The organism is Cellulosimicrobium sp. BMG9.22 (genome assembly GCF_059159975.1).
This window is the reverse complement of sequence record NZ_JBZGBY010000009.1, coordinates 16,040-28,902: the sequence shown is the minus strand read 5'-3', so window position 1 is coordinate 28,902 and position 12,863 is coordinate 16,040. Positions and strand designations below refer to the sequence as shown.

13 protein-coding genes are annotated in these 12,863 nt (G+C 73.7%); 6 read left to right on the top strand and 7 right to left on the bottom strand.

Features of this window, described 5'->3' with window-relative positions; all coding sequences use genetic code 11:
* Positions 1-59 precede the first annotated feature (59 nt).
* Positions 60-512: a tRNA (cytidine(34)-2'-O)-methyltransferase gene (locus AC4H2H_RS08610; protein WP_494370466.1), complete on the bottom strand. Its 453-nt coding sequence runs from the start codon at positions 510-512 to the stop codon at positions 60-62.
* 106 nt (positions 513-618) lie between these two features.
* On the opposite strand from AC4H2H_RS08610, the gene AC4H2H_RS08605 reads away from it, so the two are divergent.
* A complete protein-coding gene (locus tag AC4H2H_RS08605) occupies positions 619-774 on the top strand; it encodes a hypothetical protein (RefSeq protein ID WP_494370388.1) in 156 nt (51 codons plus the stop codon).
* A 15-nt stretch (positions 775-789) separates the two neighbouring features.
* Here AC4H2H_RS08605 and AC4H2H_RS08600 read toward each other — a convergent pair whose 3' ends face one another.
* From AC4H2H_RS08600 to AC4H2H_RS08590, 3 genes are read right to left on the bottom strand one after another with little or no spacing between them, the layout of a single operon-like run.
* Positions 790-2,118 carry an RNA polymerase sigma factor gene (locus tag AC4H2H_RS08600; RefSeq protein ID WP_494370387.1) on the bottom strand — a complete coding sequence of 443 codons (1,329 nt, stop codon included), beginning with the start codon at positions 2,116-2,118 and terminating at the stop codon, positions 790-792.
* Entirely contained in the window at positions 2,115-2,534 is a 420-nt protein-coding gene (locus AC4H2H_RS08595) for a YciI family protein (protein WP_494370386.1), read from the bottom strand. The genes AC4H2H_RS08600 and AC4H2H_RS08595 overlap by 4 nt, the downstream gene beginning before the upstream one ends.
* Before the next feature lie 47 nt (positions 2,535-2,581).
* Complete coding sequence (locus AC4H2H_RS08590; RefSeq protein WP_494370385.1) at positions 2,582-3,499, bottom strand: LysR family transcriptional regulator; 918 nt, start codon at positions 3,497-3,499, stop codon at positions 2,582-2,584.
* Between the two features lie 81 nt (positions 3,500-3,580).
* Between AC4H2H_RS08590 and AC4H2H_RS08585 the strand changes: the two genes are divergently transcribed.
* From AC4H2H_RS08585 to trpS, 3 genes are all read left to right on the top strand, one after another.
* A complete protein-coding gene (locus AC4H2H_RS08585; protein ID WP_494370384.1) occupies positions 3,581-4,570 on the top strand; it encodes a DMT family transporter in 990 nt (329 codons plus the stop codon).
* 151 nt (positions 4,571-4,721) lie between these two features.
* Complete coding sequence (locus tag AC4H2H_RS08580; RefSeq protein WP_494370383.1) at positions 4,722-5,048, top strand: hypothetical protein; 327 nt, start codon at positions 4,722-4,724, stop codon at positions 5,046-5,048.
* Between the two features lie 185 nt (positions 5,049-5,233).
* The gene (trpS, locus tag AC4H2H_RS08575; RefSeq protein ID WP_494370382.1) at positions 5,234-6,388 is read left to right on the top strand and encodes a tryptophan--tRNA ligase; all 1,155 of its coding nucleotides are present in this window, start codon (positions 5,234-5,236) and stop codon (positions 6,386-6,388) included.
* A 22-nt stretch (positions 6,389-6,410) separates the two neighbouring features.
* Here trpS and AC4H2H_RS08570 read toward each other — a convergent pair whose 3' ends face one another.
* Positions 6,411-7,097 carry a hypothetical protein gene (locus AC4H2H_RS08570; protein WP_494370381.1) on the bottom strand — a complete coding sequence of 229 codons (687 nt, stop codon included), beginning with the start codon at positions 7,095-7,097 and terminating at the stop codon, positions 6,411-6,413.
* Positions 7,094-7,786 carry a PRC-barrel domain-containing protein gene (locus tag AC4H2H_RS08565; protein WP_494370380.1) on the bottom strand — a complete coding sequence of 231 codons (693 nt, stop codon included), beginning with the start codon at positions 7,784-7,786 and terminating at the stop codon, positions 7,094-7,096. The genes AC4H2H_RS08570 and AC4H2H_RS08565 overlap by 4 nt, the downstream gene beginning before the upstream one ends.
* 192 nt (positions 7,787-7,978) lie before the next feature.
* Between AC4H2H_RS08565 and AC4H2H_RS08560 the strand changes: the two genes are divergently transcribed.
* The gene (locus AC4H2H_RS08560) at positions 7,979-9,169 is read left to right on the top strand and encodes a VOC family protein (protein WP_494370379.1); all 1,191 of its coding nucleotides are present in this window, start codon (positions 7,979-7,981) and stop codon (positions 9,167-9,169) included.
* A 35-nt stretch (positions 9,170-9,204) separates the two neighbouring features.
* On the opposite strand, the gene AC4H2H_RS08555 is transcribed toward AC4H2H_RS08560, so the two are convergent.
* Positions 9,205-11,127, bottom strand: coding sequence for a phosphoenolpyruvate carboxykinase (GTP) (locus AC4H2H_RS08555; protein ID WP_494370378.1), 1,923 nt, complete (start codon positions 11,125-11,127; stop codon positions 9,205-9,207).
* A gap of 170 nt (positions 11,128-11,297) precedes the next feature.
* Between AC4H2H_RS08555 and AC4H2H_RS08550 the strand changes: the two genes are divergently transcribed.
* Positions 11,298-12,818, top strand: a complete 1,521-nt coding sequence (locus tag AC4H2H_RS08550) for a helix-turn-helix domain-containing protein (RefSeq protein ID WP_494370377.1) — start codon at positions 11,298-11,300, stop codon at positions 12,816-12,818.
* Positions 12,819-12,863: the final 45 nt, after the last annotated feature.

Genomic DNA, 12,863 nt, shown 5'->3' with positions numbered 1-12,863 from the left:
AGTCGCGTCCGAGGCAGTCGGGCGCGACTATTTCATGCACTCAGCGGGAGACGGGGTAGTCAGGAGCCGCCGGCGAAGCCTGTCTGGCGCCACGTCTCGTAGACCGCGATCGACGCCGCATTGGTGAGGTTGAGCGAGCGGCGGCCCGGTTGCATGGGGATCTTGAGCTGGTCCGTGACCCGCGCGTGCGCGAGCACGTCGTCGGGCAGGCCCGTGGGCTCCGGGCCGAACAGCAGCACGTCGTCGGGGCGGTAGGCCACGTCGGTGTACGACGTCGTCGCGCGCGTCGTGAACGCGAAGACCCGTCCCGGGAGGGTCGCCAGGGCGGCGTCCAGGTCGGCGTGCACCTCGACGCTCGCGAGGTCGTGGTAGTCGAGGCCCGCGCGGCGCAGCTTCGGCTCGTCGAGGTCGAACCCGAGCGGCTCGACGAGGTGCAGGCGTGCGCCCGTGACCGCGGCGAGCCGGATCGCGTTCCCGGTGTTGCCGGGGATGCGGGGCTCGAAGAACACCACGTGGGGAAGGGTCGACGGCGGCCGGTCGGCGGGGTCCGCGACGTGCGGTCGCCAGTCGGTCCCGGTGTCGGGGGAGTCGCTCACGCGACCGATTCTCCCAGCCGTCGTGCGGCTCGAGGTGCACTACCTCGAGCCCGACCCCCGGGAGTACCGCGACCTGTGGGTGCTGCGGTTCGCGCCGGACGGGCGGGTCGAGCGCTTCGAGGAGTGGGCGTACTGGCCCGGCCGGTCGTACACGGCGTCCGCGCCCGCCGGGTCGTAGCCGATCCCAGGTGCGTCACGGTCCGAGCGCAGCTGCCTTGCGACGCAGCAGCTCCTGCTCGCGCGGGTTCGGGCAGAGCCGGACGGCGAGCGCGTACTCGGCGCGCGCCTCCTCGACGCGACCCAGGCGCCCGAGGAGCTCGCCGCGCACGCTCGGCAGCGGGTGGAACCCGGGCAGCCGGTCGGTCGCGACGAGCTCGTCGACGATCCGCAGTCCTGCTGAAGGTCCGTGCGCCATCGCGACGGCCACCGCCCGGTTGAGCTCGACCACGGGCGACGGCGCCACCCGCCCCAGCGCCTCGTACAGGAGCACGACGCGGTCCCAGTCCGTCTCCTCGACCGACGGCGCGACGGCGTGGCACTCCGCGATCGCCGCCTGCAGCCCGTACGGCCCGCGCCCCCGGCCGAGCGCGTCCGCGTGCGCGAGCGCCGCCCGGCCCCGCCGGACCGCGGACCGGTCCCAGCGCCGTCGGTCCTGGTCGGCGAGGAGCACGGGGTCGCCGTCAGGCGTGGTCCGCGCCGGAAAGCGCGCGGCCGAGAGCTCGAGGAGGGCGACGAGCGCGTGGGCCTCGTGCTCGTCGGGCACGAGCCCGGCGAGGACGCGCGCGAGCCGGACCGCCTCGTGGGCGAGGTCGGGCCGCAGCCACTCGTCGCCGGACGTCGCCGCCGAACCCTCGGTGAAGATCACGTAGAGCACGGCGAGGACGGAACCGAGGCGCTCGCGGCGCTCGTCGGCCGAAGGGACGGTGAACGGCACGCCCGCCGCGGCGAGCGTCTTCTTCGCGCGCGTGATGCGGGCCTGGACCGTCGCCGTGGGCACGAGGAACGCGCGGGCGATCTCGTCGCTCGACAGCCCGCCGACCACGCGCAGCGTGAGCGCGACTCGTGCCTCGGGCGAGAGCACCGGGTGGCACGCGACGAACATGAGGGCGAGCACGTCGTCGTCGACCTGGTCCGGGTCCCACAGCAGGTCGGGGTTCGTCCCGGCCGGCGCGCCCGACGGCGGTCCACCGGTCACGGCGGCGCCGTCGCCCAGGCCGTGCGCCAGGGCGGCGTACCGCTCGTCGAGGGCGGACCGCCGTCGGAACGTGTCGATCGCGCGCCGCCTGCCGACCGTGAGCAGCCAGCCCGACGGGTTTCGCGGAACCCCGTCGCGCGGCCAGGCGACGAGCGCCTCGGCGAGCGACTCCTGCGCGAGGTCCTCGGCGAGCGCGAAGTCGCCGGTGTACCGCGCGAGCGCGCCGACGATCCGCGCCGACTCGATGCGCCACACGGCCTCCACCGCGCGTCGGCCCGGGTCGGTCGCCCGACCCGGGCCGGCGGCGGGCGTATCGGTCCCGCTCACACCTGGCCGGTCGCCTCGCGCCACGCGCGCTCCTTGCGGATCCACTCGTTGTCCTGCGGGAACTCGTCGATCGTCGGGACGCGGCGGATCTCGACCTTCGTCCCGGGCCCGGAGTACGGGAGCCGCTTGGCCCACTCGACGGCCTCCTCCTTCGAGGCGACGTCGAGCACGTAGTAGCCGCCGAACAGCTCCTTGGCCTCTCCGTACGGTCCGTCGGTGACGACGGGGACGTCGGACGAGAGGTCGACGACCACGCCCTCCGCCGCGTCGTCGAGGCCCTCCGCCGCGAGCAGGACGCCCGCCCGGATGAGCTCGTCGTTGAACCGGCCCATGGTCTCGAGCATCTCGTCGAACGAGACGTTCTCGAACGCGGCCTGGCTCTCGTCGGTGCCTCGCATGATGAGCATGTACTTCATCGTTCGCTCCCGGTGTCGGTGGGCCGGTCCTTCCGACCCTCTCATCCTCAGGTCGAACGGGACAGGGCGAGATCGACACGACCTCCGACGACGTCGCGGAGCGTCTCGACGACCGTCCGCGCGGGCGGCGTGCCCACGACGGCGTCGCGCAGCACGACGTGGATCGAGCGCACGGGCGCCGGGCGCACCACGGGGACCGCGACGAGCCCCGGTGGCAGGTGCGCCGCACCGAGCGCGGGCAGGACCGTCACACCGATGCCCGCGCCGACGAACGCGATCGCGGTCGGGTAGTCGTGCGCCTCGACGTGGAACGGGGGGCTGAAGCCCGCGGCCGTGCACGCCTCGACGAGGTTGCGCCGGCACCAGCCGCGCGCGAAGTCGTTGTCGACCCAGCGCTCGTCGACCAGCTCGGCGAGCTCGACCTCCTCCCGGTCGGCGAGGTGGTGACCGGTGGGCAGCACGACGACGTACGGGTCGTCGAGCAGGTGGTGAGCCCGGAACCCGGGGCCGGGTTCGAAGTGCCGTGGCGCGACGACGAGCTGCACGTCCGCGCGCTCGTCCGCGTCGTCCGGGATCGTCTCGCGCAGCTCGAGGTCGTGCCGGACGCCCGGGAAGTCGGTCGTCAGCCGGTGCACGACCTGAGGGAGCCAGGCCGCGCCGACCGACGCGAAGTACGCGAGCGAGAGCGAACCGGTCCGCCCGGCGCGCAGGTCCGCGACGACCGCCTCCACCTCGCCGAGCCGCGCCAGCACGCCGTCGGCCTGCGCGGCGAGCGCGAGACCGGCCGCCGTGGGCCGGACGCCGCGGCCGGCTCGCTCGAGGAGTGCGAGTCCCGTCTCGCGCTGGAGTGCGGTCACGTGCTGGCTCACCGCCGAGGGCGTGTAGCCGAGGTTGGCCGCGGCAGCCTGCACGGAGCCGCTCGCGACGACGGAGCGGAAGATCCTCAGGCGGTGGACGTCCAGCATGGTTCGACCGTACAGCGCAACTGAATCGCGCGAAAGGAAAACGTGCTGGTGCTGAAGAGTCATGCCGAGGACGATCGAGACATGACGCCGTCCGAACCCGTGACCGCCCCTGACCTGCGACCGGCTCCCACCCCGCCGTCGGCACCCGACCGCCGACCCCGCGGGGGAGGTCTGGTCGTCGCCGCGGTCGCGGTGACGGTGGTCCTGTGGGCAGCCGCGTTCATCGGGGTCCGGGCGGCGGGCCACGACTACTCCCCGGGTGCGCTCGCCCTCGGCCGCCAGCTCGCGGGCAGCCTGGGCCTCACGGTGTTCGTCGCGGTCCGGTGGGTGCGCCGGGGTGCGCGCCCGGTCCTCCCGCGGGGCCGCGTCCTCGCCGCGGTCCTCGCCTGGGGCGTGGGGTGGTTCAGCCTCTACAACCTCGCGCTCAACGCCGCGGAGCAGCACCTCGACGCCGGGACGACGGCGCTCCTCGTCAACGTCGCGCCCGTCCTCGTGGCGGTGCTCGCCGGCCTCCTGCTCGGCGAGGGCTTCCCGCGACGGCTGCTCGTCGGCATGGCCGCGGCCTTCGCAGGGGTGGCCGTCATCGCGGTGGCGACGTCGTCGGGCGAGCGCGACGTGCTCGGCGTCGCGCTCGGGCTCGCCGCCGCGGTGCTCTACGCGGGCGCCGCGACGTCGCAGAAGCGGCTGCTGGCGCGCGTCGACGCGCTGACCATGACGTGGGTCGGCTGCCTCGCCGGGACCGTGGCGCTCGTGCCGTTCGCGCCGACGCTGGCTGCCGAGGCGACGTCCGCGCCCGCCTCGTCGACCTGGGCCGTCGTGCTCCTGGGCCTCGGCCCGACGGCGGTCGCCTTCACGACCTGGGGCTACGCGCTCTCACGCCTCAGCGCGGGCCGGACGGCCGCGACCACCTATCTCGTCCCGCCGCTCGTCGTGCTCCTGTCGTGGCTCCTGCTCGCCGAGGGTCCCACACCCGTGACCCTGGCGGGCGGAGCCTTGTGCCTCGCAGGCGTCGCGTTCGCGACGGCACCGCCCCGTCGCAGTGTGGGCGACAGGGGTGGTACCCGGCGATGACCGGGATCCCCGCCGCGCCCGCGGGTACCCGGGCGCCGGGTGTCTGCGTGCCTCCCCGGCGTCAGACGCCGGCCGCCACCACGGAGAGCCGGTCGCCGAGCCGGGTCTCTGCCACACTCGGCGCGTGGAGGAGAACCGTCCGGTTTCGCGAGTGCCCGCGAGGGACGAGATCCAGGCGCGCTGGAGGAGGGCCGCAGCAGGGTCGACCGTTGCCGGTGTCGGGTTGCTGCTCGCGCTGCTCCCCGCGCTCCTCGCCCTCCTCGTGGGCTTCGACTCTGCTTCGGTCCCGTGCGTCGAGAGCGGCATCGGCAACCCGTGCGACCTACCGGCGCAGGCGTTCGGTGCCGCCATCGCGATCCCTGCCGTCCCCGTGGTCCTGGGGCTGCTGATCGCCCGGCCTGCACGTCGCAACGCCTACCTGCTGATCACCGTCGCGGCTGCGCTCGCTGCTTTCGTGGCGCTGATCGTCCTGACCTGAGCAGGACGCGCAGCCGGTCGGGCGTAGGGTGGGTGCATGATCACGCAGAGCTGGTGGTGGCTGCCCCCGCAGCCGTGACCAGTCCTGCCCACGTCCCGAGCTGCGCGCCGCAGCCGGGACGTCGTCATGTCCGGGCCGGAACCTGACAAGGACGCGGCGCGCGGCTCCCACCGAAGGAGAGCCGCATGACCACCACCCTCGCCCCCGCGGAGGCGACCCGACCTGTCGACCCCGCTGCGCCGTCCGGCCCGGTGCCGTCCGCACCGCACTCGTCGACCGCGTCCGTCGCCGCCGCGCACGAGCGCTCCGCCGCGATCGAGGCGCGTCTCGCGGACGACCCGTCCGGCTTCCGCGTCCTCACCGGCGACCGCCCGACCGGTGCGCTGCACCTGGGCCACTACCTCAGCACGGTCGCCAACCGTGTCCGGCTGCAGGACGACGGCGTCGAGGTCGTGCTCGTCGTCGCCGACTACCAAGTCATCACCGACCGCGACGACGCCGGGGACCTGCGCGCGACCGTGCGCGAGGTCGTCCTCGACTACCTCGCCGCAGGCATCGACCCCGCGCGCACGACGATCTTCACGCACTCCTCGGTGCCTGCGCTCAACCAGCTCCTGCTGCCGTTCCTCAGCCTCGTCACGACGGCCGAGATCGAGCGCAACCCGACCGTCAAGGCCGAGGCGGTCGCTGCGGCGGCCCGGCAGGGTCGGCCCATGAGCGGCCTGCTGTTCACCTACCCCGTGCACCAGGCGGCCGACATCCTGTTCTGCCACGGCAACCTCGTGCCGGGCGGGCAGGACCAGCTGCCGCACGTCGAGATCACCCGGACGATCGCGCGGCGGTTCAACCAGCGCTACAGCCCAGCCCGCCCGTACTTCCCCGAGCCCGACGTGCTGCTCGCACCCGCGCCGACGGTCCTCGGCACGGACGGGCGCAAGATGAGCAAGTCCGCGGGCAACGCGCTCGAGCTGCGCGACGACGAGGACGCGACGGCCCGCTTCGTCCGCCGCCACCGCACCGACTCCGAGCGGCACGTCACGTACGAGCCCGAGCGCCGCCCGGAGGTCGCGAACCTCCTCACGCTCGGTGCGTTCGCCGCGGGGACGACGCCGGGGGCGCTCGCGGACGAGATCGGCGCGGCAGGGGCGGGCCGGCTCAAGCACGTGGTGACCGAGGCGCTCGTCGAGCACCTGCGCCCCCTGCGCGCCCGACGCCGCGCGCTCGCCGCGGGCGACGGCCCGGACCCTCTCGATGTGCTCCGCGAAGGCAACGCCCGCGCGAACGCGGTCGCCGACCGCACCCTCGCGGACGTCCGCGACCTCATGGGCATGTCGTACTGATCGGCGCCGTGGTCAGCCCTCGTCAGACGTCGAGACCCGCCCGGTCCACCTTGCGATGGAAGCGCATGCCGGCGATCCCGCCGAGCACGGCGCCGACGAGGCTGATCACGGCGGCCGCGACGAGAGCGATGACGCCTCCCGTCGTGAGGTCGCTCGCGCTCACCGGGATCTGGGGGAACGTGTTGAGCTCCGACAGCACGTTGTACTGGCTGCCAGCCACGAGCCCCACGAGGGCGAGGACGATCGCGATGACCACGGCCCAGAGCCACACGGCGAGCCCCTGCTTGGCGCCGTCGAAGCGCGCCATGCGGCCGGCGACGTACCCGCCGCAGTAGTAGGCGACGAACAGGACGACCACGAGGACGATGCCGCCCACGATGCCGATCGTCTCGGCGTTCTCGGTCGCCTGGTCGACGGCGTCCTGGGCGTCGGTCGTGCCGGAGAGGCCGAAGGCCGCGCCCGCGGCGGCAGCCAGCGCGGTGAGGAGCACGGCCGTCCCGGTGGCCGTGAGCCATCCGAAGAAGGCGGAGCCGAGCTTGATGCCGCCGTACTCCTCCTTCTCCCGCGCCACGACCGACTCGCGGTCGCGCGGGAGGGGATCGCCGTCGTGCTCGACCGCACGGCGGGAGTCCTCCGCACGGCGAGAGTCGCCCGCGTCGCGGGCAGCAGGGTCGTTCTCGGGCGGGGTGGCCCCGTAGCTCGTGCTCATGGCCGGTCGTCCTCTCGTGTCGTCTCGACGATCTCTTCGCGGACGCGTTCCGAGACCTTGCGCTCCTCGCCGAACCCCTGGCCCTCGTCACCTGACTGCTCGGTCGGCACGGTCTGCGTCTCGTACTCCGTGACGACGTACCGGCGCAGCCGGACCCGGCCCGCCGTGTCGTCGTCCGACCGGGCCGACGCGTCGCCGGTCGCTGGACCGGCGGCGTGCCTGCCGACGACGCCCGCATCTTCCGTGCGCTCGTCCCCAGTGCCGCCCTGGCGGTCCTGCTCGTCGTGCCGGTCAGGGTCGCTCTCGCCGTGCCGGTCGTCCTGGTCACCGGTTCCGTAACGGTCGGCGCCGGCGCCGGCGCCGGCGCCGGCCTGCGCCCGCCCGTAGTAGCGGTAGAGCTCTGCTTCCTCCTCCGGGGAGAGGTGGCCCTCGGAGTCGTCCACGCGCGGCGCGCCCTTGACCGTGTCCTGGTCGAACGGGACGCGGATCTCGTCGCCCTGGACGTCGGCGTCGGAGAGCGGGACGAAGGACTCGCCCGTGCCGAACAGGCCGGTCTTGACCGTCACCCACTCCGGCTCGCCGCTGCGGTCGTCGAGGAAGACCTGGCCGACCTTCCCGATCTTCTCCCCGGCCGGGGAGACGACGGTGCCGCCGGAGAGCAGCCGTTCGATCTGGTCCGTGCTGATCATGGTGGGTCCTTCGGGCGGTGCTGCGCCAAGGGCCCATCTGCTGGAGCCGACGTCTCCATCGTGCGAGGACGGACGGTCGCACGCACGCGGACAGCAGGACCACACGCCGTCGCCGGCTCGCCCGTCCCGGACGGCTGCGATCGTGGGAGGGTCACCCGACCGCGTCGAGGTCGTGGGCCCTACAGTGCAGGGATGGCAGAGACCGGAACGGACTGGCGGGTTCTCGCGGGCGTGCCGACGGCATGGTTCGATGCGCCGTCGCTGATCGAGGGAGCTGCGCTGGCCGGGCGCGTCGTGGAGCTGTCCCCCGAGATCGCGGTCGACGTGCGCGCCACGGGCGTCCGGGTCCATCTCGACACCCCCGAGCTCGCCGAGGCGGTGTCGGCGGCGGCGCGGCACCTGGGCCTTGCCGCGAACCCGGACGTGCTGCAGCAGCTGAGCGTCGTGGTCGACGCCGGCGACCCGTCGGTGGTGAGGCCGTTCTGGCAGCGCGCTCTCGACTACGGGGAAGGGCACGACGGCGGTCTGGTGGATCGGCTGCGGCGTGATCCCGCGCTGCGCGTCCGGCAGTCGGCCGAGCCGCGGCCCTTGCGCAACCGCATCCACCTCGACGTGGTACGGCCGGCTGCGGCGGTCGCACACGCGAGCCTGGGGGAGGCGACGGGACCGTACGGGGTCTGCCACACCGACTCCGACGGCAACGAGGTCGACCTGGTGCCGGGTGAAGCGCTCGGCGAGGGCGCCGGGACCGCCGACTGGCAGGCGGTGTTCAGCGCGATGGCGTGCTACCGCACCACCGCACCGACCCAGCAGCGCGACCTGGCCGCCGCGGCTGCACGACTGGCCGTGGACGCGGGGTTCCCGCTGCTGGTCGACCTGCGCCCCGGGCTCGTGATCCTCGACAGCGGCAAGGACCAGTGGGAGGGCGACGCCCACGGCCTCGCGCTCGACTTCACCGAGCTGGCCGAGAACCTCCAGACCGCCGCGCGCGAGGTCGGAGCCGTGGCGGACCTGGAGCTGCCACGCTTCGTCCAGCTCTTCCTGGACGCTGCCGACGTCGCCGCGGTCCGCGCGTTCTGGCTCTCCGCGCTCGGATACGTCCCCGACCGACGGGACGGGACCACCGACATCCTCGACCCCCGGCGGCTGAACCCGGTCCTGGTGTTCCAGGAGATCGACCTGTCGGAGACCGAGCGTCGCCGGCAGCGCAACCGGATCCACGTCGAGCTGGCCGTTCCGGGGGACGCCGTCCGGACGCGCCTGGACACGGTCGTCGCCGCCGGTGGCCGGGTCCTCGACGCGTCGCAGGACCGCTGGCGGGTCGCCGACCCCGAGGGCAACGAGCTGGTGATCGTCCGCGGGGATGAGCTCGCGGCCGACTGACCTGCACCTGGCGGTAGTGCGGAGAGAGGCGCCCCCTACGCGCCGAGCCGGTCGCGGAGCCGCGCGAGCTGGGCCCACAGCTCGTCCGGGACGCGGTTGCCGAACGTGTCGAAGAACGCCGCGGTCAGCTCCGCCTCGGCGAGCCACTGCGCGGGTGAGACCTCGAAGAGGGCCTCGAGGTCGCCGTCGTCCAGGTGGAGCCCGCCGAGCTCGAGCGCGCCCGGCGCGGGCAGCAGCCCGACGGGGCTCTTCACGGCGCCGCAGTCGGTGCGCACGCCGCGCGAGCGGTCGACCTGGGCCGCGATCCACGCGACGACGCGTGCGTTCTCGCCGAACCCGGGCCACAGGTAGCGGCCCTCGGCATCCTTGCGGAACCAGTTGACCTGGAAGATCTTGGGCCGCTTCTCCGGGTCGAGCGAGGCGCCCACCCGCAGCCAGTGCGCCCAGTGGTCGGCCATGTTGTAGCCGCAGAAGGGCAGCATCGCGAAGGGGTCGCGGCGGAGCTCGCCGACAGTGCCCTCGGCTGCGGCGGTCTGCTCCGAGGAGATGGTCGCGCCCATGAACACGCCGTGCTCCCACCCGTACGCCTGCGCGACGAGCGGCACGTTGGTCGCACGACGGCCACCGAACACGATCGCGTCGACCGGCACGCCCTCGGGGTCCTCCCACGAGTCGGCGATGGTCGGGCACTGCGCTGCGGCCACTGTGAACCGCGAGTTCGGGTGCGCGGCGGGGCGACCGGAGTCGGGCGTCCAGTCCTGGCCGGTCCAGTCGACGAGGTGGGCGGGCGGCTCGGGCGTCAGGCCCTCCCACCAGACGTCGCCGTCGTCGGTGAGCGCGACGTTGGTGAAGATCGTGTCGCGCGCGAACGTCTCGACGGCGGCCGGGTTGGTGTCGACGCCCGTGCCAGGTGCGACGCCGAAGAAGCCGGCCTCGGGGTTGATCGCGCGCAGGCGGCCGTCGGGACCGGGGCGCAGCCACGCGATGTCGTCGCCGATCGTCTCGACCGTCCAACCCGGGATCGTCGGGCGCAGCATCGCGAGGTTCGTCTTGCCGCACGCCGACGGGAAGGCCGCGGCGAGGTGGTAGGCGCGACCCTCGGGCGACGTCGCGCGGATGAGCAGCATGTGCTCGGCGAGCCAGCCCTCGTCACGCGCCATCGCCGACGCGATGCGCAGCGCGAAGCACTTCTTGCCCAGCAGCGCGTTGCCGCCGTACCCCGAGCCGTACGACCAGATCTCGCGCGTCTCCGGGAAGTGGGCGATGTACTTCGTGTCGCTGCACGGCCACGGCACGTCCTCCGTGACGGCCCCCGTGTCGTCGACGAGCGGCGCGCCCACGGAGTGCACGGCCGGGACGAAGGGCGCCCCGCCGTCGATCAGGTCCATGACCTCCTGGCCGACGCGCGTCATGATCCCCATGCTCACGACGACGTACGGCGAGTCGGTGACCTGGATGCCGGCCTGGGAGATCGGCCCGCCCACCGGCCCCATGGAGAACGGCACGACGTACATGGTCCGGCCGCGCATCGAGCCCTCGAAGACCCCGCGCAGCTCGGCGCGCATCGCCTCGGGCTCGCGCCAGCTGTTCGTCGGACCGGCGTCGACCTCCTCGCGCGAGCAGATGAACGTGCGTGACTCGACGCGCGCGACGTCGCTCGGGTCGGACCGCGCGAGGTAGCTACCGGGCCGCAGCTCGGGGTCGAGGGGGAGCAGGGTGCCGGCGTCGACGAGCAGGTCGATCAGCCGCTGCTTCTCCCCGGCGGAGCCGTCGCACCAGACGATCGCGTCGGGCTCGGTGAGGTTCGCGATCTCCCGGACCCAGGCGCGGGCGTCGCGCGGTCGGGGGTCGGTCCCGGACGTGAAACCCGGGACGGACAGGCCGGCGAGCTCGGTCTCGACGTCGTCGAGCAGCGCGGCGAGGCGCGTACGGCGGGGGTTGGCGGTGCTGCTGGTCATGGGGTCTCCCTGCGCTGGCGTCGCGAGTCTTGGTCCGTGCGAGGAGTCCGGCGCCGGGCTGTCGGTGCCGACGGCGGAGCATCCTCGTGCCTCCAGCCTCGCCCCGAGCGGGCGCCACTTTCCAGCCAGGACCATGTGAAGATCAGCGGATCTTGACGTACCGTCAAGGGATGGCCACTACGTCGTCGACCGGCCGCCCCGGAGGCCGTCCCGCCCGCGGCGCTCCCGAGCCGGAGGCCGCCGCACCGCACGGCGACCTCATCACGCTCGGCCGGCGCATCCGCCACTTCCGGACGTCGCGAGGTCTCACGCTCGACGCGCTCGGCGAGGCCGTCGGCACGGCCCCGAGCCTGCTGTCGATGATCGAGAACGGCCGCCGTGAGCCGCGCCTCTCGCTGCTGCAGCACCTCGCCCAGGCGCTCGACGTGCCGCTGACCGACCTGCTCACGGACGAGCCGCCGTCGCGCCGGGCCGCCCTGGAGATCGCGCTGGACCGGGCGCAGCGCGGACCGCTCTTCGCGGCGCTCGGCCTGCCCTCCGTGAAGGCGAGCCAGAAGCTCCCGCTGCCGGTGCTGGAGAACCTCGTCGGGCTGCACACGGAGCTGCAGCGCCGGGCCACGGAGGCCGTCGCGACGCCCGAGGAGGCCCGCCGCGCGAACACCGAGCTGCGCCTCGAACGCCAGGGGCGCGACAACTACTACCCGGAGATCGAGGAGCTCGCGGAGGAGATGGCGCGCAAGGCCGGGTACACCGTCGGGGCGCTGACGCACCGCACGGTCGCGCGGATGGCGGAGCAGCTCGGCTTCACGATCTGGCACGTCGACGACCTGCCGCACTCGACCCGTACCGTCACCGACCTCGAGAACGGGCGCATCTACCTCCCGCCGGCCTCGATCCCCGGCGGCCACGGTCTGCGCTCGCTCGCGCTGCAGGCGCTCGCGCACCGCGTCCTCGGCCACGAGCGTCCGCGCTCGTACGCCGAGTTCCTGAGGCAGCGCGTCGAGATCACCTACTTCGCGGCGTGCTGCCTCATCCCGCAGAGCGCCGCGGTCGACTTCCTCGAGCGGCGCAAGCGCGAGAAGGACCTCGCGGTCGAGGACTTCCGCGACGCGTTCGGCGTGACGCACGAGGCCGCGGCCCAGCGGTTCACCAACCTCGCGACCGTGCACCTCGGCATCCCGCTGCACTTCCTGCGCGTCGGGGACGACGGCGCGCTGTTCCGCGGGTACGAGAACGACGGGCTGCCGCTGCCCGCCGACGTGACCGGCGCGATCGAGGGCCAGATGGTGTGCCGGAAGTGGGCGGCGCGGGAGGCGTTCACGCGCCGTGACCGCGCGCAGGAGTCGTATCAGTACACCGACACCCCGGCGGGGACGTACTGGTGCTCGACCCAGACCGGCACGACGGCGACCGGCCAGTTCTCGATCGCCGTCGGGGTGCCGTTCGCGTCGGCCAAGTGGTTCCGGGGCCGGGACACGACGGTGCGACGCCAGTCGACGTGCCCGGACGAGTCGTGCTGCCGCCGCCCCGCGGCGGACGACGCGGCACGCTGGCGAGACGCGTCGTGGCCCAGCGCGCGCATGCACCAGCACGTGCTCTCCGCGCTCCCGACCGGCGCGTTCCCCGGCGTCGACGCGACCGAGGTCTACGCCTTCCTCGCCAAGCACGCCCCGCCGCCCGCCCCCCGCTGAGTGCATGAAATAGTCGCGATTCCGACGGGAAATCGCGACTATTTC

Coding starts and splice junctions, on each gene's coding strand:
- AC4H2H_RS08585 (WP_494370384.1), top strand. CDS start 3,581: ATGACGCCGTCCGAACCCGTGACCGCCCCTGACCTGCGACCGGCTCCC.
- AC4H2H_RS08565 (WP_494370380.1), bottom strand. CDS start 7,786: ATGATCAGCACGGACCAGATCGAACGGCTGCTCTCCGGCGGCACCGTC.
- AC4H2H_RS08590 (WP_494370385.1), bottom strand. CDS start 3,499: ATGCTGGACGTCCACCGCCTGAGGATCTTCCGCTCCGTCGTCGCGAGC.
- trpS (WP_494370382.1), top strand. CDS start 5,234: ATGACCACCACCCTCGCCCCCGCGGAGGCGACCCGACCTGTCGACCCC.
- AC4H2H_RS08560 (WP_494370379.1), top strand. CDS start 7,979: ATGGCAGAGACCGGAACGGACTGGCGGGTTCTCGCGGGCGTGCCGACG.
- AC4H2H_RS08555 (WP_494370378.1), bottom strand. CDS start 11,127: ATGACCAGCAGCACCGCCAACCCCCGCCGTACGCGCCTCGCCGCGCTG.
- AC4H2H_RS08570 (WP_494370381.1), bottom strand. CDS start 7,097: ATGAGCACGAGCTACGGGGCCACCCCGCCCGAGAACGACCCTGCTGCC.
- AC4H2H_RS08550 (WP_494370377.1), top strand. CDS start 11,298: ATGGCCACTACGTCGTCGACCGGCCGCCCCGGAGGCCGTCCCGCCCGC.
- AC4H2H_RS08595 (WP_494370386.1), bottom strand. CDS start 2,534: ATGAAGTACATGCTCATCATGCGAGGCACCGACGAGAGCCAGGCCGCG.